Raw genomic sequence first — 20,095 nt, 5'->3', positions numbered from 1 at the left:
GGTGACTGTCCGCATCCGGCCGCTGCCGGATGCGGATCGCATTGACCGCATTCAACGGACGGAGGGCAATATGACGCAACAGTCAAATCTTGCGATCAATATGCATGGAATATCGAAAAGTTTTGGTCCGATCAAAGCGCTGGTTGACGCAAATCTTCAGGTCGAGCGTGGCTCGATCCATGGATTGGTAGGTCAGAATGGCGCCGGCAAGTCTACGATCATCAAAGCCCTGGCCGGCATGCTCAAGCCTGACGCCGGATCTATAGAAATCAATGGAAAGACTGTGACCCGGCTGACGCCGGCCAATATCGAGCGTCTCGGGGTGCACTTTATCCACCAGGACAGATTGCTTGTGCCAACCGCCACGATTGGCGAAGCGATTTTCCTGCGGAATGAACCGGGGTTCGGTATTTTCGTCAATCATCGCAAGATGGCGAGGAGGGCGAGGGAGCTTCTCAAACAGTATTTCGATCTCGACCTGCCGGCGGGAACACTAATCCAGGACCTCACGACGGCTCAGCAAAAGATCGTGCAGATCACGCGTGCGCTGGCGCAGAATGCCTCGGTGCTCGTCCTCGACGAGCCGACTGCCGCATTGGTGAAGCGCGAGGTTGTCAGTCTGTTCAACGTACTGCGTCGTTTAAAGCAAGACGGCATCGCGGTGATTTTCATCTCGCACTACATGCAGGAAATCGAAGATATCTGCGATACCGTCACGGTAATGCGCAATGGCACCGATGTCGGTGTTGTTTCACCGAAAACAACGAGCATCGATGAGATCGTCCGCATGATGATCAATCGAGACGTCGGTGAGATGTTCCCTAAGCGAACCGTGGCTGTCGGCGAGACGGTGTTGAACGTATCGAACCTGTCCCGCGAGGGGCACTTCGACGACATTTCCTTCGACATCAAGGCCGGTGAAGTCGTCGGCATAACGGGTCTGCTGGGGTCAGGCGTCAAGGAGCTTATTCACTGCCTTTTCGGCCTGGCAAAGCCGGATTCCGGTGCGTTCACGATCGATGGAACGGCAACCAATTTCTCCTCGCCGGTCAGCGCCGTATCGCGCAACGTCGCCCTCGTGCCTGAGGACAGACGCGCGCATGGTGTCGCGCTGTCTCTGTCGGTTCGCGAGAATATTTCTATCGCCAGCCTCGACCGGTACAGCCGGAACGGCTTCGTTACGCCAGGCCCCGAGAAATCTGCCGTCGACGGTTTCATTCGTGAATTGTCGATCAAGACACCGCACCGTGACGCCTTGGTGCGCACATTGTCGGGCGGAAACCAGCAGAAGGTGGCATTGGCCAAGTGGCTGAGTTGCCAGTCCAAGCTCTATGTGCTCGACGAACCGACGGTGGCTGTCGATGTCGGCGCGAAGATAGAGATCTACACATTGCTCAATCGTCTAGCCGCCGAAGGCGCCGCAATCCTGTTCATGTCGTCTGATCTGCTGGAACTTGTAGGCATCTGCGATCGCGTGCTTGTCGTCTACAGGGGCGAACTGACCCACGAATTCCAAGCTGGGGATGTGGATAGCGACCGGCTCCTTGCCGCCGCATCCGGCGCCCGAAGCCAAACCGGAAGGGCGGCCGCATGACTGCGATATCGATCAATCGAAACGGAACCATCATGGACGACCAAACCCAAGGCGGGAAGACGACACGCCGTCGCGCGTCTATCGGAAGTTGGGGCATACGCCTTGGCGCGATCAGTTGCTTTGCTGTTATTCTTGCCTATTTTGCGTTCACCGCGCCCGGCTTTCTGTCGTTCTACAACATTCTGAACGTCGTCGAGCAGTCCGCCATCCTCGGCGTTCTGGCCTTCGGCATGTCCGTCGTAATCATCGGTGGCGGAAGCGATGTGCAGACCGGCGGTATCGATCTGTCTCTTGCCGCCAATACTGGCTTGTGTGCCGCGGTGTTCGCGACCACGTCGAATGCGGGCTATCCGGTTCCGACGGCAGTCCTGGCGGTGGTCGCAACCGGCCTGACCGTCGGATTGCTCAATGCCATTGCCGTGGTAAGGCTCAATATTTTACCCCTGCTCGCCACGCTTGCGGTGATGAACGTGGTTGCCGGCAGTGAACTGATCTTGACGCAGAATACGGTAATCTCCGTAGCTTCGGAATTTGTCTCGGGTCTTGCCATGGGGTCGTTCATTGGCGTGTCGTTTATGGCCTGGACTTTGATCGTTTTCACGGCACTGATGATCTGCGTGCTGCATTTCACCGGTATCGGATTGCGGCTCTATGCGGTTGGGGGGCATCCGGAAGCAGCGCGCGCAGCGGGCATTGGAGTCGGGCGGTATTTGACGTCGACATATCTTTTCTCGGGCCTGTGCGCAGCGATTGCCAGCATCCTGTTAGTATCGCGGCTCAGTGCCAGCACGCCGGGCAGTGGCGAACTGTTGCTGTCCGTGCTCGCCGCCGCGCTTCTCGGCACGGTTTTCTCCCGGCGCTTTGTCCCCACTGCTGGCGGCACGATCCTCAGCACCCTGTTCATCGGCTTTCTGGCCAACGGATTCCAGTTGCTCAATGTCTCGAGCTATTGGGTCAACGGTGTGCAAGGCACGCTGATCCTGCTGGTTGTCGCGGCAACGTCACTTGCCAAACCATCGGAGCGTTAGGATGTCGATGATCAAAAAACTCAATTTGTCCGATGCGGCCGAGGTTTCTCGCTTCGCGGTGCTGCTGGCCTTCGTCTTACTGTTCGTATTCTTCTCCTTGGCCAGCCCGAGCTTCTTTTCCACGGCAAATCTCTTCAACGTCCTCGTCAACAATGTCGTGCTACTCGCCATCATTGCGTTCGGGATGACGATCGTGATTTCCGCCGGCGGCATCGATCTTTCGGTTGGGGTTTCCGTCGATGTCGCAAGTCTTGCATTCATCGCCTTACTGGCTTCGGGGTCCGGGGTAGGAATCGCGGTTTGCGGAGGCCTAACGGCCGCTCTGATTGTCGGCGTGCTGAACGCGGTACTGATCACGCGGTTGAGGATCAGCCCGTTCCTGGCCACTCTGGGGGTGCTTTTCATCGGCCAAAGTGTCCAGCAGATTGCAACCGGCGGCGGCCAGCCGATTTATCTGGTGACCGGCGAGTTTGCCAAGCTGTTCAATGCCATCGTCCGTACACAATTCATTGGTCTTCCGACCTCCGTCTGGATTCTGGTGCTCTGCGCGATTGCCGTCTACCTGCTGCTGCACCGCTCGGTGTTCGGCCGCTATGTCCGGGCATTCGGTGCGCAACCCGGTGTCGCCTGGTATTCAGGCATCCGCGTACCGTTCAACATGTCGATGGTCTACATCGCCTGCGCACTTCTATGCGGCATTGCCGGAATTCTGTTGTCTTCAACGGTCCGCTCCTACGTTCCCCTGTCTGGAAATGCCTTCCTGCTGGATGCTGTTGGCGCGACCTTCATCGGAACGACCATCAGCACGGAGCGGCGCCCGAGTGTGATCGGAACGCTACTCGGGGTGATGCTTCTTGCCGTTGTCAAAAACGGTCTGCTGCTGATCGGCTGGAATTTCTACTGGCAGCAGGTCGGGATAGGCGCGTTGGTGTTCCTCGTCCTCGCACTCAGTTTCGGCCTTCGCGGCCGCGCCCACTAATTTGAAATCGAAAGGCATGACATGACAAGCTTTGATGTAAGCTCGATCGGCTTCTATGTTCTCGACATCCTCGGCAGACCGGTCCTGCGCATTCCTGAGGGCGGCAAAGCCGATTACATCGAGGAAATCCGCATGACAGTCGCAGGCACTGCTGGCGCGACCGCCGTTGATTGCGCAATTCTCGGGTTGAAAACGCGGGCAGTCACTACCGTCGGAGACGACGAAATGGGCGACTTTCTCGAAGCCAAAATGCGAAAATTCGGCGTTGAATGCTCTCTGGTCCGCCGCACTGCGGATGTCCAGACATCGGCTACAATCCTGCCGGTTCGTCCAAACGGCGAGCGTCCCGCATTGCATGTGCCGGGATCTGCTGCGGTGTTTAACGTCGCCGAGGTAGACATGGATGCAGCGCTTGATGCGTCCGTCATCCATGTCGGCGGAACGGGCCTCCTGCGCTCATTCGATGGCGCGCCGACAGTGCGGCTGCTGAAGAAAGCCAAGCAGCTCGGACGGATCACAACCTTCGATCTGATCCAGGCCAATCCGGAAACCTTTGCCCTGGTCGAACCCTGCTTGCCGTTCATCGACTACTTCGTGCCCAGCATCGAGGAAGCTAGCGAGATGGCAGGGCTGAGTGACCCCCATGGTATTGCCGAGTTTTTCAAGAAGCGCGGCGTGAAAAACGCCATCCTGACCCTCGGCGCGGACGGAGTTTTCGTGTCGCCTGAGCACGGCGAGGCGTTTTATCTGCCCGCCTTCGACATCAAGGTCTCGGACACAACAGGCTGCGGCGACAGCTTCACTGCTGGCATCATCGTCGGGCTCATCAAAGGTTGGGATCTCAAGACATCGGCCAAGTTTGCCTCCGCTGTCGCCGCCAAGGTTGCGATGGGTCTTGGCTCCGATGGAAAACTCGTTTCGTTTGAAGACACGATGACAGCCATGCAAAGCCTGCCTGTCAGGCAGCGCGCAGCATAAACAATCCCCAATTTTTGGAGTTTTATAATGGATATGATGAAACCGATCGGCCGCGTGGCGCTTGTCACCGGTGCAGGCCGAGGCATCGGCCGCTCCCTCTCTATAGGGCTGGCAGAGTTTGGCTACGACGTTGCCATCCTCGACCTCGCCTCGCAGCAGGCGGCGCTTGAGGAGACCGCTTCGGCGATCGAGGCGCTTGGACGCAAAGCTTATATCAAGCCGATTGATGTTACATCGAAATCCGAGGTCGATGCCACGGTTGCCGCTATCATCGCAGAGGCGGGCAGTATCGATGTCGTCGTCAACAACGCCGGCATTCTCAAGCCATCGCTGCTGCAGGATCTGTCAGAGCAAGACTGGAACGCCCATTTCGATGTCAACGCCAAGGGCGTTCTTCTAGTCTGCCAGGCAGCCCTGCCACACATGCGCGTGAAGAAGAGCGGACGCATCATCAATATCGCATCCATCGCCGCGCGACAGGGGGTTCCAACCCAGGGCCATTACGCTGCAACCAAGGCGGCTGTGATCACGCTGACCCGTGTTCTGGCGCAGGAAGTAGGCATGGATGGCGTCACCGTCAACGCGATCTGCCCGGGGATTATTTTGACCGAGATGGGCAAGAACAATTTGGGAAGTGACGAAGCGATCCGGCATTGGGAAACGGTCGCAGCTTTGAAGCGACTCGGCTATCCCGACGACATCATCGGGCCTGTCCGCTTCTTTGCCTCGAACCAGTCCGATTTCGTGACGGGACAGGCTCTGAATGTCGATGGCGGCATCTATTACCACTAATAGACCGCCGCTGCTCTGGAAATCCGAAAAACATAGTTTGATCCGCTTTGAGGAGAAGTCGGAATGTCAGGGAATGCTTTGAAGTTTCTAATCGATGGTAGTTGGGTCGATCCGATCGGCCAAGACCGCCACACGCTTATCAATCCTGCAACTGAGGATGCAATCTGCGAAATTGCGATGGGCAACTCGGCTGATGTGGATCGCGCCGTGGCCGCTGCCAAAGCGGCCTTTCCAGCCTATTCCATGACAACACCGAAATATCGACGGCAGTTGCTGGAGAATCTACTGACGCTTTACAACAGCAATTACGACGAGATCGCCGACCTGATGACCGAGGAGATGGGCACGGCCAAGGCTTTCTCACGCTCTGCACAAGCCTGGGTGGGGCGGGCGCATCTGGAGACGATCATCAAGGTGCTCGAAAGCTACAGCTTCGAGGAAATTCGCGGCGATGTGCTGATCTCGAAGGAAGCAGTCGGGGTCTGCGCCCTGATCACGCCCTGGAACTGGCCGATGAACCAGCTCGTTGTCAAGGTTGCGCCTGCGCTTGCCGCCGGCTGTACCATGGTCGTTAAGCCAAGCGAATTTTCGCCATTGAGCTCGATCCGGTTCAGCGAGCTTGTCATCGAGGCCGGCTTTCCTGCTGGCGTCTACAACTACATCAATGGCGAGGGGCGGGTCGTCGGAGAGGCCCTTTCCAGTCATGCCGATGTCGATATGGTGTCGGTGACCGGATCGACTCGGGCGGGGGTGGCAGTCGCGACTGCGGCGGCAGCGACAGTCAAGCGCGTGCACCAGGAGCTGGGAGGCAAATCCGCCAACATCATTCTGGACGATGCCGACCTGGAAGAGGCAGTAAGCCGCGGCGTATTCGGCTGCTTTGGAAATACCGGTCAATCCTGCAAGGCGCCGACCCGCATGCTCGTTCCTGCCTCTCGCATGGATGAGGCGGCGGCGATCGCCGGGAAAACCGCGGAGACGATCCGCACGGGCGCTCCAACCGAGGAAACTTCCGACCACGGACCGGTGGTCAACCGCCAGCAATATGAGCGCATTCAAGTCTTGATAGAAAAAGGGATTTCGGACGGCGCGACACTGGTCACCGGCGGTCCGGGCCGGCCGCATGGACTCAATCGCGGCTATTACATCAGGCCCACCGTATTTTCGAATGTCACGCCTGAGATGACGATCGCCCGCGAGGAAATCTTTGGCCCAGTGCTGTCGATCATGGCTTACGAAGACGAGGAGGACGCGATCCGGATTGCCAATGATACGGTCTATGGTCTTGCCGGATACGTCCAAAGCTCGGATCTGTCACGGGCACGACGTGTGGCAAGGCAGTTGCGCGTCGGCATGGTCTACATCAACGAGGCGGATTGGGACGCGGCATCGCCATTCGGCGGCTACAAGCAGTCCGGCAATGGTCGCGAGCACGGGGAATTCGGCCTGACCGACTTTCTTGAAATCAAGGCGACTGGCGGTTACGGGGCTGCTTGAACAAAAGGTTGTAATATCCCGGTGCCCGCTGAACTCCATCGACCAGCGGGCATCCAGCTCAGCAACTTTTGTGTCGATTGCCGCACAGCGGTCGATTCATCGCCACGAAATCGTTATTTCCCAGGACGAACGATGTCAGTTCTAGCAGCCGCCGAACCAGGCGCGGGCCGCATTATCACAGCCGGCGTCTGCGCCATCATTCTGACTGTTGGTATCGGCCGGTTTGCCTATACCCCATTGCTTCCGGTGATGCGGGCCGAGGCAGGTCTTAGCACCATTGGGGCCGGCTGGCTGGCGACGATCAACTATGTCGGTTACGTCGGCGGGGCGCTGATCGCGTCGCGGATACACACGCTCGAACGCAAATGGTTTCTCTATAGACTTGGGCTGGTTCTGGCGGTGCTAACCACGCTTGCCATGGGCTTAACGAACAACTTCTGGCTCTGGATGGTGCTTCGATTAATTTCCGGCTGGGCAAGCACTGCCGGCATGCTGCTCGCGACCGGGCTGGTGCTCAACTGGCTGTTGCGCCATCAAAGGCCGGCGGAACTTGGAATTCATTTTGCCGGATTTGGCATTGGCATGGTGTTGTCCGGGCTGGCGGCGATCCTTATGCTCGATCGGCTTTCCTGGAGCGGACAATGGTATGTGCTCGCGCTCTTCGGAACCCTCTTTTTAGTCCCGGCCTGGTTTTGGCTTCCAAGACCACCGGCTGCCAAAAATATGTCGCTGACAAGCGACAGCGACCTTCCTTCCCGATTGTGGATGATCGCGTTCTCCCTTGCTTATTTCTGTGGAGGCTTCGGTTATGTCATCACCGCAACTTTTATCGTTGATATCATCAGGAATATGCATGCGGTGGCGGTCTCAGGGAACTGGATCTGGATCATCATGGGGCTGGCCGCGACCCCCTCATGTTTCCTATGGGACAGAGTGTCGAGTTCAATCGGCGAACTGTGGTCGCTCAGTTTGGCCTACGCTCTGCAGGCCGCATCCTTTGCTTTGATCACTTTCGGATCCCAACCTATTTCACTTTTCGCAGGTGCAGTGCTTTTCGGCGCCACGGTGATAGGCACTGTCAGCTTAACCCTCTCGATAGTCGGTAAAATGTTTCCGAACAATCCGGCGAAGGCCATGGCGAGATTGACAATAAGTTATGGGGCAGCCCAAATCCTTGGGCCAATCGTGGCGGCTTATATGGCCGGGATGAGTACGGATTACCACGCCTCCCTCTCGGTCGGCACAGGAATTGCTGTGTTTGGGACCTGTCTTTCTATACTTTGCGCGCGCTACGGCGCGCGACTAAGGCACCGTCTTAGAAAGTAGAGGCTAGACCCGCGCGCCAGAGGACACCGCGTCAAGTTCGATAGACAAACGCTGAGTTTGAATTATCCATCGCGACTGGCTGCAAAGTTTTTGATTTCAGCAACTTATGCCATTTGTTGACATCTCACTGGTTCGAATCCCTTCAAGGCGAAGTCTACGGCAGCTTTTGGCTTCGTGTTCACCGGAGAGCCGGCGGTGGCGCCTCTCGGACAACAGACTTCGGTGAAGGAGACCTTAAGTCGCCTTAGCGCCAATTGCAGTCATCTAAGCAACTTGGTTCTCAAGCTATAGACGACGCGGAGCAATTGGGACAAAGCTGTCACTCGATGTCACCGGCGATCTTCTTAGTTGGTGCGGATGAACGGGAGGATCACGAGGAGGCTGTAGACGTCCTCTAACGTTTCCTCCTTTCATTCGAAGAGATTGTCTCGATACAAGTCGCCTAGAAGAAAAATAGTGGACCGCATGCCCTAAACTTCTATTCGATTACCGATTATTGCCCAGGCACGCCTTGCTGCCTGTTGACTGCCCAATCGTCTTGAGCTGATATTGGGTGATAATGGACGAGGACTTTGGGAATGCCGCAATCGACTGCGCTTTCAGCGCCCGCCTTGTTCCGAAGAAAGGTCTTCGTTCCGCTTTTCTTCGCTATCATCGTACTAACTTGCCCGGATTCGTCGCTTGCGGAGGGCATGTTCGGCGACTTTCCCCGCTCGTCCATGCAGTCGCCCACTTCCTCAGCGGACGATCTTGCCCGACGCCTTCTGACTGGCGACCTCAGCACGGGATCCGCGGCGGGGCCGCGGAGCCTGGAGCGGAAGGCTGCGGAACATTCAGGGTCGTGCGGAGCGCCGGCGAAGTGCCTTGAAGGCGTCGCGGAGCGGGCGAAGCTGATGCCGAATATTGTTTTTCCTCAGGAGGTCGTTAATCCGAGATGACGCGCAACCGGGGGACGCTGCGGAGAAGGAGCAGGCTCGGGGCCGTGGTCGTCGCCGCAGCACTGGCGTGTGGCCCAGTGCTGGCTGAGGATGCCGGCGACTACTGCCGCCCCTTCCATCCTTCCATCACCTATCTCCAGATTCCTCTTCCCGAGGCTCTCCGCGGTAAGGTCGTTCCAGGCCCGTTCGACGGCGTGAACGACAACTCGCCCGCGATGGCGCTTGCCAAGGCAAACGCGGGTCCCACGCTTCTGTTCAGTGCCGCGGCCGTCAAGTATGGGGCACTGTCGTCCTTCATAGAGCAGATGGCGCTGGCCGTTGTCTCGAACGGCGATCCCTTTCTGGACTCGCTCCGGATCACTCCGCTTGAGCGTTCGTTGCAGGAAGCCATGGGTTTCGGTGCGCAGGGAACGCGCTTGATGGAGCCTGGCGAGGGCCGTCCGGACAACAGCGACCTCAAGCTCGAGCTCGTGGACGTCGACGACACCGGGGCGTTCTCCGACAGGCTGGGCAAGATCACGGTGGACCGCGGCCTCGTGGACCGGGTCATATACGGCGCGGTGGGCCGGGTATTCGGCGGCGTCGAAGGCTACGAGGCGCATCTTCGAGAGATACTCGCCCTGACGGATCCCGCGGGAGGCGCCGTTCCTCTTCCGCTCCCGAACGACATTGGCTGGTTCGTGCGCTTCTCCGGTAAGGACGCGGATCATTTCCCGATCGGCGAGGTCTTGGAGAACGCACATACAAGCGGGAACGAGCGCAACCCCTTCATGGCGACGTATCTCCTCGCTCAGGAAGTGGTGGGTGAGCTGGTCTTCATCGGAGCGCACGAGGCTGGTCATATCCGCAACAGCCACATACGCAGCAAGGCCATCTCGTGCGTCCAGTTCAAGCGGCAGGAACGTCAGGCGGACGCCTACGCGGCCGGCGCGCTGGCCGACTTCCAGTTTAACATGGGCACCGACGACTCCACTGCAAGCGGGCTGAACGACTGGAGTAAGTTCTTCCAATACTACCATGAAGCAGGACTGACTGACGTCGACGGCGCGACCGGATGCAGATACGACAGTCCGCAGGAGCGCCAGGAGCGGGTTCAGGAGGCCTATCAGGTGGCCTGGGGCAGCCTTGCCGACGTCACCTTTTCGTCTGCGGACTATACGACGCCCAACCCGACGTCCTCGATCTGCAATGACGGGGACAGACATTGGAGGAAGGAACTTCGATGAGACACGCTGTTGCAGCGATGATATTCGTCGCTCTGCCGCTCGAAATCGCGGGCGCCCAGGACGCGAAGGTCGTGACGAGCACCACGGTGCTGACGTCGGGCGAAGCAAGCGGAGTCGGAGGCGGCAGGCAGACACAGTTCGGAATGTTCGACGTCTGCAGGGCGGACAAGATCGACGACGACGCGATACTGATCGCGACGGCGAAGGCGCTGGGCGAGCTGGGACTGACCCTCGATCCGCCGTCCACGGACATCTTGGGCGCGATCAAGGTCGGCAGGGAATGGAAGACGTCTCCCTCTAGCATCCAGAGCCGGTGGATAGACGACTACAACGCGTCGACGGAATTCAAGCTCGGGAGAGGATACCGCTACTACGTCACCTACTACGGCCGCGTCTTCCTGAAGGGCTCCTCCTTCATCCTGCAGACGGCGACCTCTCTTCGCATGGGGAACAGCTCGCAGGAGAGTCAGCCGTACAACGGCGACTTCGATCCCAAGTTCTTCCACATCCGCCTGCAGGCGGAGATCTTGAAAGACCTGAAACACGATGGATGCTCGTAGGCCGTACTCCTGGCGCCTGACCAGCTGGGAGGACGCGATCTCCTCGACCTGGTTCTTCTTTTTCTGCGCCCACATAGGCATCGTCGTGCTGTACAGGTTCGTGACGGTCGGCGGCCGCTACCTGCTCGCGCCGTACGAGCTCACGAGCGCGTGCTTCCACGTGCTTAACACGTTTCTGGCGCCGCTGATCTCGATCGTCGTCTTCTACGTGCTCGAGACGAGGATCGAGGGGGTCAAGAGATCCACCAAGATCGCCATCGTCACGTTTGTCCTCACTCTGGTCTCGAACCTGTTGTTCACGCTGTACGTGCTGTCGCCCTTCTTCGCGCCCGTGTTGGAGGGCGACACCCTAGTCCAGCGCTATGGGGAGGCCACCATGCTGGTTGGGATGGCGAACGTAGCCATCCTCGGGCCGCTCAGCGCGATCGTATTCAGCGGCGACAACTAGGGTGGAGGCGGGACTCCGTCCGGATCGTCACCGGTCGCAGGGGGCGTACTTCATGTCTATCGACACGACGCTGCCTTCCGGAAAGCGGTACCGGGACTGGAAGGACACCGTACCGTCCGGGGCCGTCGTGGCGGTCTGCGTCAGTTCGTTCCACTTGTCGTCTGTCCAGGGACATGTGCTTCTGACGGACGCTTTGTCCGGCTGGTCCGCCACGACTTTGGCGTCCTTGCATCCTGATCCTTCGTCGGCGATCGACAGCATGCTTCGTTTCAGATAGGCGACGTAGGATATGGCGTCTTCGGCGCCGCTTCCTTCGCAATCACGGTTCACACCATCCCAGAACTCGGAGGTTTCCCCGCCCGTTGTCTGGGAGGATTCGACCACCTTCCAGAAGCCCGGCCCGCTGCAGTCGCCGTAGAACTGGCTATCAAGCATAGCTCCCCGGCGCGCGACGTTGTCCCTGTAGCGCTTGCTTGCCTGCCAGTCCTCGTCGGTCGACGCGAGTATTCCCAGCACGCCGGCGCGCGCGGTCTGCACGTCGTTCTGGAAGGCGGCGATCCGCGACCTCTCCGGAACCTTCTCCGCGTACTGTAGGAGGTCGTCGGCTTCCCTGACATGGTTGAACGCGGACTTTGCTGTCCGAAGCACCTCCAGCTGCTTCTCGTCCTTCTCCGCTCCGGTCTCCGTCAGGAGCGGAACCGGATCGGGCTCGCGCGGCGGGTCGGGCTTCAGCTTGAATGCGGCTATCTGCGCCAAGCGGACGTCGAGCCGAGAATTGGCTTCCTCAAGAACGGCGTCGACCTGTGAAAGCATTGCGGACGACGTCACGAGCTGACATTCCAGCGCCCGGAGCTCATTTTCCGCGATGTTGAGATCGACGGTGCCGTCCGACCTGAGGAACTGGGGCGTCCCAAGCTCCTTACCGTTTCCCAGAGCGGAACCGTGCGCTGTGTTGCAGAGAAGCACCGATGCGATGCAGATGCAGACTGCTTTCCTCATTGTCCGCGCCTCCGTTGCTCCGCCTTCCGGGCTAGACGCGGCGAATCCTACCGGAGGACTACACGCCCGGCAAGTTTCCTGCAGGACGCGCCTGGCGGTCTTATCCACCGCAAGCTCGAATTCTCACTGACTTAAGCTTTCGTACCAGTCGGCTTCTCGTTCAATTCCGTTCAAGGTGAGCTCCTCGGCAAACAGCTTTATTTTGCTGTTTTCAGAAGATCCACACACGCTGCTCTCATCTCTATGTCGTCTGAAAACATTTGTCGGCAAAGTTTGGCGCGATTGAGTTTCACCTCAATCTCAGCGTGATCAATCTTGTCAGATTCCACCTGTACCTGGATTATCCTCTCCTTCCTCAGAGACAAAGATCGCAAATTCGATGCATAATATGCGCCAAAGGATGCAAAGATGACGAGCGCGCAGACTAGCGCGGGCAGAAGCGATACATCGAGATCATCTCGCTGCCCCGTCTTTTTCTCGAAAAAATAGGCTGTTAAGCCCGAGATCAACGTGATGGTTGCTGGTAGCATGGCTGCGACCACAGGCTCCTTGCTCCCACCGGTGAACATGCCAACCTTGAGCGGCGGCCGTGTCCTCATCATTGCTGGTCCGGTGAGCGACGCCGATGGTCCGTTCGCTCTCTATGAATGGACCGGTGAGCGGAGTGCTGAAATTCAGCATCCGCGGCAGATTTATCAGTGGCAGCGCGATCCCGGCGAAGCCGGTTCCGCTGAAAAGCCGGAAGGACTTTACCGGCTGGATCGATCCGGCAAGCGAGGTTATGTGGTGATTTATGACCGGCCTCGCGCCGACCGCGTCAGCGGCTCAATGTACCTTGCCGACTGGCTTCCTTACGAGGCCAAAGAGAAGGGCGGCTGACAGGTCACCGAAATCCGGCGATTCAGCTGGCCCCCTCAATTCTCCATGACTTCCTGACTGAAAACGTGGTTGCATGTTTCCGCGGTTGAGATAACCATGGCGAGAACTGAAATTCACATAACTAGGAATTATGTTACCGAAGTCATCCCCCAGTGGACATTCTCTGCGCTTACTTTGGTTGCGTAACCGAAATTGTAGACATGCTGGGAAAAAATTGCGCATAAGCACTGTCAAAACCATCTTCCCTAGCAGAAAATGTTACCAAGACAGCTATCTTGCTATCAACCGTGGCGAAGTAGTCGGTGTAATAGTCAGGCACCTCCGATTCGAATTGGCGACCATGTATCCAGGTCACCCCATTGATTTCTTCCTGCCTAGCAAATTCCACCCGCGAAGAACGGCCAATCGAGTTTCCATCCTTGTCAACAAGTTGCACAGGCACCGAAATGTGGTCTTCGTAAAGATCCAGCCGATCCATCGGCCCAACTTCTTTTGCGGTGAGAATTATGATCGCAGAACGTTTGTCGATTTGGTCCTTGTCTCCGCAAACCCACTCCGTCTCTTCCAAGACGCACGACCAGTTTGCGGGAAGCTCAAACGACATATAGACATTCTTGAATTGTTCGGCTCTGGCACTCGATGTGAGGAGCGGCAATATAAGAAGCACCAGAATTGCGTACAGTCTCATTTCCAGTACTTCTTCGTTTATCGAGGACTGATTTGTGCCGTAGTTCCAGATACATCCAACTCTCGGAGCTTGTGCCAGAAAGATTCTGACTCCTGGTTAATTATGGAATGTGTCGCAAGCTCGTAGAGTTCAATCGTCCCAAGTGCCAATAGGCCTTCAACTGCGAGCGACCGGGCCCATTCCGAGACGCGGCCCCAATCGCGAAGCTTCGGCTCGTAATCCGGCGTCGGATTGATGATTAGGATTTTCCAGCCGTGGCTTTGCAGGAGTCGTGATCGCATGCCGATGGCTGCAACGGCTGTGCAAACATTGTTTCCCGCCAAACAAAACAGGGAGAAGCTGGGATACCACGGTGGCTCAACGATCGGCGCTGCCCCGCCAGGCGTCGGCCGAATCTTTGCGCCTGATCTTTCGAACAGCCTGAGCACTCCGCCCTCCAGAGTTTCCACTGTGCGCGCCGAGAGCAATCGGGCTGGAAGGCGTTCAGCATCGACCGTCGTACGAAGTCGATGCATCTCGATTTCGATTTGCTGCCTTCTGCCCGAAAGTTGTTCGAATTCGGTCAATGCTTTGTCGGCAGTTGGCGTTTCATAGTTTGAAAGCCACGGTGGGTCGACCTCATCAAGCAGTGCTCGCCACCGCAAATGCTGTAGAAACCTGTCGCTAAGTCGATGGTCGTTGCTATCGACCGCCGCTGACAAAAGATACTCTCGCAGATCGGCAACCGCAGCGGGGGGCAGCTCGCGGGCAAGATAGTCGTAGACGCCCGAAAACCTGTCGTCTCTGGCAAGTGAAAATCTGGCGTCCACATCGTGAAGAAACGCAAAATGGGTATAAAAATCACGGATTTTGTCGTGGCGAAAATGGTACTCAGCCAGGAATCCACCGACGGAAGCAACGCTGATCCGACGAACTTGCTTGCGTTCCTCAAGGATAGCGACCGCGGTACCAAAAACAATGGCATCCAGCTCAGGACTGTTTGCTTGGCGCGCTGACAGCACCGACTTAGAAAGTTCCATGGTTGGGAATGGCCGCGCTAACCGGCTTTCATAGTCCTGACGAACGAGGTCAAATTGCTGTTCCTGAAGGCGAAAAGGGTCAGGCTCGATATCCAACGACAACAGCGAGGCTGCGGTTTCAAGGTCGATAGGATTTGCAAGGGTCGCGATAAAGCTTGCCGCGAGCTCGCGACGGCGGTTTGTGTCGGGATTATCCGGCCGATCCGTGTCAATCAGTGCCGCTTCTTCCACCAAGCCGTCTATGAATTGCGCACTTTTCTCAATAAATACATTTCCCCTGATTGGCGCCTGTATATCGAGACTCTCCGCCCGACTTGCGAGAAATTCCTTCATCTGAGCCCGAGTGAGGGGGAGCAAATAATAAGTCGAAAGTTTAGATGGAAGCGAGATTCCCACTTCCTGTGATGCAACAAAAATGTTTGCCGACCTGTGATCGACGATGAATCTCGCAATCACTTCCTGGCGTTCACGGTCAACTTCATTCAAGCCATCGACATAGACATCAAATAGTCCGGCATGGACAAGGGAGGTGACCAGATCCTTATCCCGCCCAAGGCCGCCTAACCGGCTGCAAATGGTATCGAGAAGATCATCTCCGCATTCTGCAGCACGCAGGTAAATGAATGGAAACCGGATACGTGCATTCGTGGTGAGCGCATGGCGGAGATAACTCGTCTTGCCTCGACCAGACGGCCCAAACAGCCAGGTAGGGCCATGCCAATGTGCTAGTGCTTGGACAATTGCACCGGAATTGGCTGGAAGCGTCCCTGTCAGTGCCGCTCGCTCGGCAGTCCTGATCTCTCGCTCCAAGTCGATGCGCGTAATGGCCACGATCTCCGATTTAGGGAAGTATGCCCCAAACGCGGTTCCGGGCCCGATACGTTCCAATTCGCCCGAAAGCGGTGTTCTGAACGGCTCAAAGAACCTACGTCGGATCGGAGCAATCCACACCAACAGCAAATCCACATATCCCAATCCGAAAATCTTTCGTACCCAAGGATTATAGAACACATGCGTTTGCAGCCGGACCGACCTAGGATATGCAGTAAGCAGCAATAGCCAGAACGCGATGTGGACTACCAATCCACCCGGGATCGCCATAGCGGCGAGCAAGGCCCCGCGCTTAAGCCATTCAGTTCGAATGGCGGACGCCTGGTCCGGAAATATTGGGCGAAGACGCGCGTCCCATTCACGGAGTCGGCTGAAGTCGTCGAGGCCCCATCCGACTAAGGCGGAAAGCGACGCAACAGCTTCTGCTATCGGTCGTTGATCGAATTGGCTCAACGCACGTTCGGACGCCTGGTTCCAGACCTTGGCAAGTGCAGACAGGCGCAGTAAAACATCCAGGCGAGAGGCTTCGATCGCTGCGGGACGAGAAACAAAAGACACCAGCGCCTGTCCGGTATCGCTGAGCATACCGCCTTCAGATGATGCGAGCAAATACTCGCAAACGGATGGCCAGGGCTCGCCTTCGTAATTCAAGCTTTCGCTTACCTCCAGGATCGTCAGGCCAGTATCGAGACGGGAATAGGGGCCGAGCGTGGCTGCATCCAGACACGCTCCCACGGCTCCCTTGCCATTTCGCTGGGTCGCGGCTGTGCTGAGGGCAGTTGAGATCGAGGTGTCATCCGGCGACATGTTAGCAGGACGTTGGCCGAGAGCTCGCACCACGGGGCCGCGTAAGCCCTCGTCAGTCAATTGTTGCCATAGCCAGGCAAGACGAAGGGGCGTATACGCCGCCGAAGTGTCCGGCATTTGCCTGACTGCTGCCAAGAATGCCCTAAGCGCCCTGATCCTTGTTATGGCTGGCTTCGAGCCCGCATTCGGCTCTGTCTGGTTGTCGAAATACTCCAGCAGTCGCTGAGCCCCTCCTGCGCGGAAAATGACATCGAAAGCCGCCGCATTGACATCAGCCGATTCCGACGCATTGCTGATCGCGAGGACTCCATCCAATTGATCAGATGTCCACCCTCTGTCGCGCACGGTTATCGCCAATACTCGCGTCAATAGCTCGTGTCTGTCCCTCACATAATCGACAAGACTTCCGCCCTGCCCAGGTTGCAGGAATTGGCGAAGTAACGAAAGAAAGGGGTGGTCGATTGGCAACGACATTATCAATGCCGCCAGAACCGGATGCAATGAGACTTTTGGGTTGAGGATCAGGGCTCGAAGACGATTTTGGTCCGACAAGAGCGCTGACCGTGTCGCATGCGCCTTGCTCAATATCTCAACGAGTGCCTTGATTTCAACGCTGTCCAACGTGGGAGTAACAGTGGACGGCTGTTCGATGAAATCGTAGAACGCCGAAGAAAAGTCTCCTTCTGTCAGACCCATTTCAGTTATTCGATGCAGCCCTGCATCGAGCGCATTCGCTATCATAGTGCTGTCGCAATTATTTGCCTTGTCTCGTCGCAGGACCGCCGCCAATGCCGTGACCAAAGATTCCACAATGCTCTTTCCATCGGTTTGACGTGTCACGAGCGCTAGCGAGCCTGGCAATACGCGGCAATCTCCGTAGCTGTAGATGTCTTCTCCGGCGATCCGAATCTTGCCCGCGCCGGCTGCATCGACACCATCCCTTGTCCGCGTCAGAGCAGCAAACGCGCCAGTACCGAGATCGCTCCGCCAGAATTCGTCTTTGTTTGCGCGAGGTGCGAGCTGGGATGCGGCTTCATCGGCGGATATTCGGGCGAGAAGTTCCACTGCGAGCGGCAGTACGTCCGAATCTGTACTTGACGCCACCAACATTTTTAGCTTCGGCACGAGTTGGCGCGGAATATCTTCCGTCGCTTTAACCAATACGAACAGGGCTGCGCGTTGAAGATTCTTGTCGGATTGATCCAGCGCCCTGGTTATCTCTTCTGCTGACAAGGGAATCGATTGAACATTTGCGTATCGAATGAAAAGACCGAACCGCTTGATGTCGCTAGCAGTCCGCATATCTTCGATGTCACCGGCAACGCCTTTTACTATATCGGGGTTCGATATGATGCGCTCAACCATTTCATCGGAGCGGGAGTAGGCTGGATCCGTGGCCCGAGAAATCAGCGCCCGTTGCGCGCTGACATCAGGATGCTCCATCCGCCTTAGGACCTCGTCCTCAATCGGTTTTTGCCGGCCGTTTTCAGACAGTGGAACGGTGGCAAGGACATCCGCAAGTTCCCGCAACTGACGCGTAAGAAGAACAAGGCGCGCGCGGTCATCTGCGGTGAGCTTCGTAACATAGGTTTTTAAAGCGCGTTGGGTTTGCTGCCCCGAAAGCGCATTCGCCGACACGGCCATCCAAAAGGTGTCTCCTGTATCCAATGTTTCTGAGCGCTTTGTCGCCAAGCCTGAAAGAACAGCAAATCCGGGCTCGGCGCCCGTTTCGAGTATTTCGGCGACGGCGTTTCCTAAACGAGTTGCTGCCTTGTCGGGAATTTGACCGGCCCAACTTTCTTGACTCCCCAGCAAGCAAAGCATAACGAAAAGCGCAACCCGCAAGGGAACGAGCGATAACTGGCCTTTGGGACTAATGGCCCGAGAAAATATGTTGCTGCAGGAGTGTCCCAAAGACTGCAACGGTCTAAATATGGTCGTGACCGAGGTCTCCATCATCGCGGAGGAGGCCCACGGCAGACAACCACGATCTTTCGTTGCGAAATCTTTCACCGGGCCCTCCAACGTCGAGGACAATATCCTGTTATAGCTTCGTAGCAAGTAGAACTGCCCAGAATCTACACTAGAGATTCCTATGGGCTACATAAATGGAAAAACTTTCCGTCAACTGCCAATGTCTTTATCCGACACAGTAACGGCATTCACACCAGTGTAGGTTATCCTTTATTCCTGAGCCCGACTGAAGCGCTGCGCCACAACGTACCGCTGGTTCATGATTTGCAACTCCCTTTTGGTCATCGCGCTTGTCGGAGTTGCTCTTGCGTTGCAGTCTGAATACTCAGAGAGGTGCATAATTCCGAGTTATGTGAACTCGGAGAGCATTTTCCCCAGCGTATCGGCATTGTTTATGGCTCGCATAAGAGCGGTGTCCGAGACGCGGGTGTAAATTTCTGTGGTTGCAATACTTGCGTGCCCGAGAAGTCGCTGGACGAAGCGGATATCCACTCCCTCTTCGATCAAGAACGTAGCGGCGGAATGTCGGAAGCGGTGAGGGGTCACTCGGGGTATCAAGATTGCAGGCTTGTGCAAGAATTCGAAGCCTCCGCCTGAGCGCTTGTCAGGCGTCGTCGATGGTTGTTGAGAAGCAGGGTAGTCTCCATCATGTTCGATGCGGCTGGCTTGCCATTTGATATGCTGCAGCTCAGTGCGCAGATCCAGATTGCCGATATAGACATTACGTTCTTTGCTTCCCTTGCCATGAATACGTATTCGATAGCCGTCATTTGATATGTTCGAGAGCTTGATCTGCGTGAGTTCCCCGACACGCACCCCCGTCGATACCATGAGCTTAATCGCCAGCCCGGTTGTTCTTGATAGCGGATGAAGTTCGCTGGAAAATGCGGGCATGCCTGATGACGCCGTGGAAAGAGTCCCGCCATCCGCTTTCAACATTGTTCGCACGTCAACCCATTCGACAGGCCGCGGCAGGCGGTTGGGAGGACGGAGGTCAATTTCGAGCCCGGCAAAGGGATCTTCTCCGACACGGCCAGCTTTGCGCAGCCAGGTCGCAAAAGCGCGCAGCGTCACCAGCCGTCGGCGGATGGTCGCGTGCTTGTGGTTTCGTTCCCGCTTCAAATGGTCGAGATAGTCCAGAACCAATTGGCCGTTCAGGGCATGTTTTTGATCGCCCTGTCGGATGAAGGCTAGAAAGGCGGCGATGTCCTGTTCATATGCACACACTGAGTTATTGCTGAGCCCTCTGACCTTTCGGCAATGCGCTAAGAAGGCTGTTTTCTCGGACGTCACGATATCTTGCAGCATAGTATTCCCCATCAGAATTGACGGGCTTTTGCTATCTGTCTGAAATTAATGGTTCATGTCGGACAACCCGCCGCCTACCGGTTGGCGGGCCATAGGTTCGAACCCCATCAAGACCAATACAGGTTTACTACCTTGCGTCGCGGTGAAGCGTTTAAACATCAAACATTGTGTGGGATGCAGCAATGCTGTCAGTCGCGAGCCTGGTTCTCGCCTGTCGAGGCGAT

Annotated in this window: 15 protein-coding genes; 11 read left to right on the top strand and 4 right to left on the bottom strand. The window is 56.8% G+C overall.

The genetic code is table 11. The features are described 5' to 3' along the window. The first annotated feature begins 70 nt into the window (after positions 1 to 70). The 10 genes from ASG19_RS17880 to ASG19_RS17830 all read left to right on the top strand — a co-directional run bounded on the left by ASG19_RS17880 (position 71) and on the right by ASG19_RS17830 (position 11,366). Positions 71 to 1,594, top strand: a complete 1,524-nt coding sequence (locus ASG19_RS17880; protein ID WP_062460565.1) for a sugar ABC transporter ATP-binding protein — start codon at positions 71 to 73, stop codon at positions 1,592 to 1,594. 32 nt (positions 1,595 to 1,626) lie between these two features. Then, positions 1,627 to 2,622, top strand: a complete 996-nt coding sequence (locus tag ASG19_RS17875; protein WP_062460561.1) for an ABC transporter permease — start codon at positions 1,627 to 1,629, stop codon at positions 2,620 to 2,622. Between the two features lies 1 nt (position 2,623). Beyond that, complete coding sequence (locus ASG19_RS17870; protein WP_062460238.1) at positions 2,624 to 3,601, top strand: ABC transporter permease; 978 nt, start codon at positions 2,624 to 2,626, stop codon at positions 3,599 to 3,601. Positions 3,602 to 3,622: 21 nt separating this feature from the next. Beyond that, positions 3,623 to 4,579: a sugar kinase gene (locus ASG19_RS17865; RefSeq protein ID WP_062460237.1), complete on the top strand. Its 957-nt coding sequence runs from the start codon at positions 3,623 to 3,625 to the stop codon at positions 4,577 to 4,579. 27 nt (positions 4,580 to 4,606) lie between these two features. Then, entirely contained in the window at positions 4,607 to 5,371 is a 765-nt protein-coding gene (locus ASG19_RS17860; RefSeq protein ID WP_244476208.1) for an SDR family NAD(P)-dependent oxidoreductase, read from the top strand. A 63-nt stretch (positions 5,372 to 5,434) separates the two neighbouring features. Then, positions 5,435 to 6,868, top strand: a complete 1,434-nt coding sequence (locus ASG19_RS17855) for an aldehyde dehydrogenase family protein (RefSeq protein WP_062460235.1) — start codon at positions 5,435 to 5,437, stop codon at positions 6,866 to 6,868. A 132-nt stretch (positions 6,869 to 7,000) separates the two neighbouring features. Beyond that, positions 7,001 to 8,194 carry a YbfB/YjiJ family MFS transporter gene (locus ASG19_RS17850; protein ID WP_062460233.1) on the top strand — a complete coding sequence of 398 codons (1,194 nt, stop codon included), beginning with the start codon at positions 7,001 to 7,003 and terminating at the stop codon, positions 8,192 to 8,194. A 934-nt stretch (positions 8,195 to 9,128) separates the two neighbouring features. After that, positions 9,129 to 10,358 carry a hypothetical protein gene (locus ASG19_RS17840; RefSeq protein WP_156466548.1) on the top strand — a complete coding sequence of 410 codons (1,230 nt, stop codon included), beginning with the start codon at positions 9,129 to 9,131 and terminating at the stop codon, positions 10,356 to 10,358. Beyond that, on the top strand, positions 10,355 to 10,918 hold the full coding sequence (locus ASG19_RS17835; RefSeq protein WP_062460228.1) for a hypothetical protein: 564 nt from the start codon (positions 10,355 to 10,357) through the stop codon (positions 10,916 to 10,918). Before ASG19_RS17840 ends, ASG19_RS17835 begins: the two co-directional genes overlap by 4 nt. Continuing rightward, complete coding sequence (locus tag ASG19_RS17830; protein WP_062460226.1) at positions 10,905 to 11,366, top strand: hypothetical protein; 462 nt, start codon at positions 10,905 to 10,907, stop codon at positions 11,364 to 11,366. The genes ASG19_RS17835 and ASG19_RS17830 overlap by 14 nt, the downstream gene beginning before the upstream one ends. A 27-nt stretch (positions 11,367 to 11,393) precedes the next feature. On the opposite strand, the gene ASG19_RS17825 is transcribed toward ASG19_RS17830, so the two are convergent. Continuing rightward, positions 11,394 to 12,365, bottom strand: coding sequence for a hypothetical protein (locus tag ASG19_RS17825; protein ID WP_062460224.1), 972 nt, complete (start codon positions 12,363 to 12,365; stop codon positions 11,394 to 11,396). Between the two features lie 528 nt (positions 12,366 to 12,893). On the opposite strand from ASG19_RS17825, the gene ASG19_RS17815 reads away from it, so the two are divergent. Further along, positions 12,894 to 13,244: a DUF3616 domain-containing protein gene (locus ASG19_RS17815; protein WP_162238159.1), complete on the top strand. Its 351-nt coding sequence runs from the start codon at positions 12,894 to 12,896 to the stop codon at positions 13,242 to 13,244. Positions 13,245 to 13,413: 169 nt separating this feature from the next. Here ASG19_RS17815 and ASG19_RS17810 read toward each other — a convergent pair whose 3' ends face one another. The 3 genes from ASG19_RS17810 to ASG19_RS17800 all read right to left on the bottom strand — a co-directional run bounded on the left by ASG19_RS17810 (position 13,414) and on the right by ASG19_RS17800 (position 19,871). Continuing rightward, positions 13,414 to 13,932, bottom strand: a complete 519-nt coding sequence (locus ASG19_RS17810; protein WP_062460219.1) for a hypothetical protein — start codon at positions 13,930 to 13,932, stop codon at positions 13,414 to 13,416. A gap of 17 nt (positions 13,933 to 13,949) precedes the next feature. Beyond that, on the bottom strand, positions 13,950 to 18,602 hold the full coding sequence (locus tag ASG19_RS17805) for a hypothetical protein (RefSeq protein WP_156466546.1): 4,653 nt from the start codon (positions 18,600 to 18,602) through the stop codon (positions 13,950 to 13,952). Positions 18,603 to 18,911: 309 nt separating this feature from the next. Continuing rightward, positions 18,912 to 19,871 (bottom strand): tyrosine-type recombinase/integrase, encoded by a 960-nt coding sequence (locus ASG19_RS17800; RefSeq protein WP_162238158.1) that lies wholly within the window; start codon positions 19,869 to 19,871, stop codon positions 18,912 to 18,914. Between the last annotated feature and the right edge of the window lie 224 nt (positions 19,872 to 20,095).

The sequence above is a fragment of the Rhizobium sp. Leaf306 genome (genome assembly GCF_001423425.1).
Lineage (GTDB): Bacteria > Pseudomonadota > Alphaproteobacteria > Rhizobiales > Rhizobiaceae > Neorhizobium > Neorhizobium soli.
Note: the sequence above shows the minus strand (reverse complement) of the source record. Positions and strands in the feature narration are given on the sequence as shown.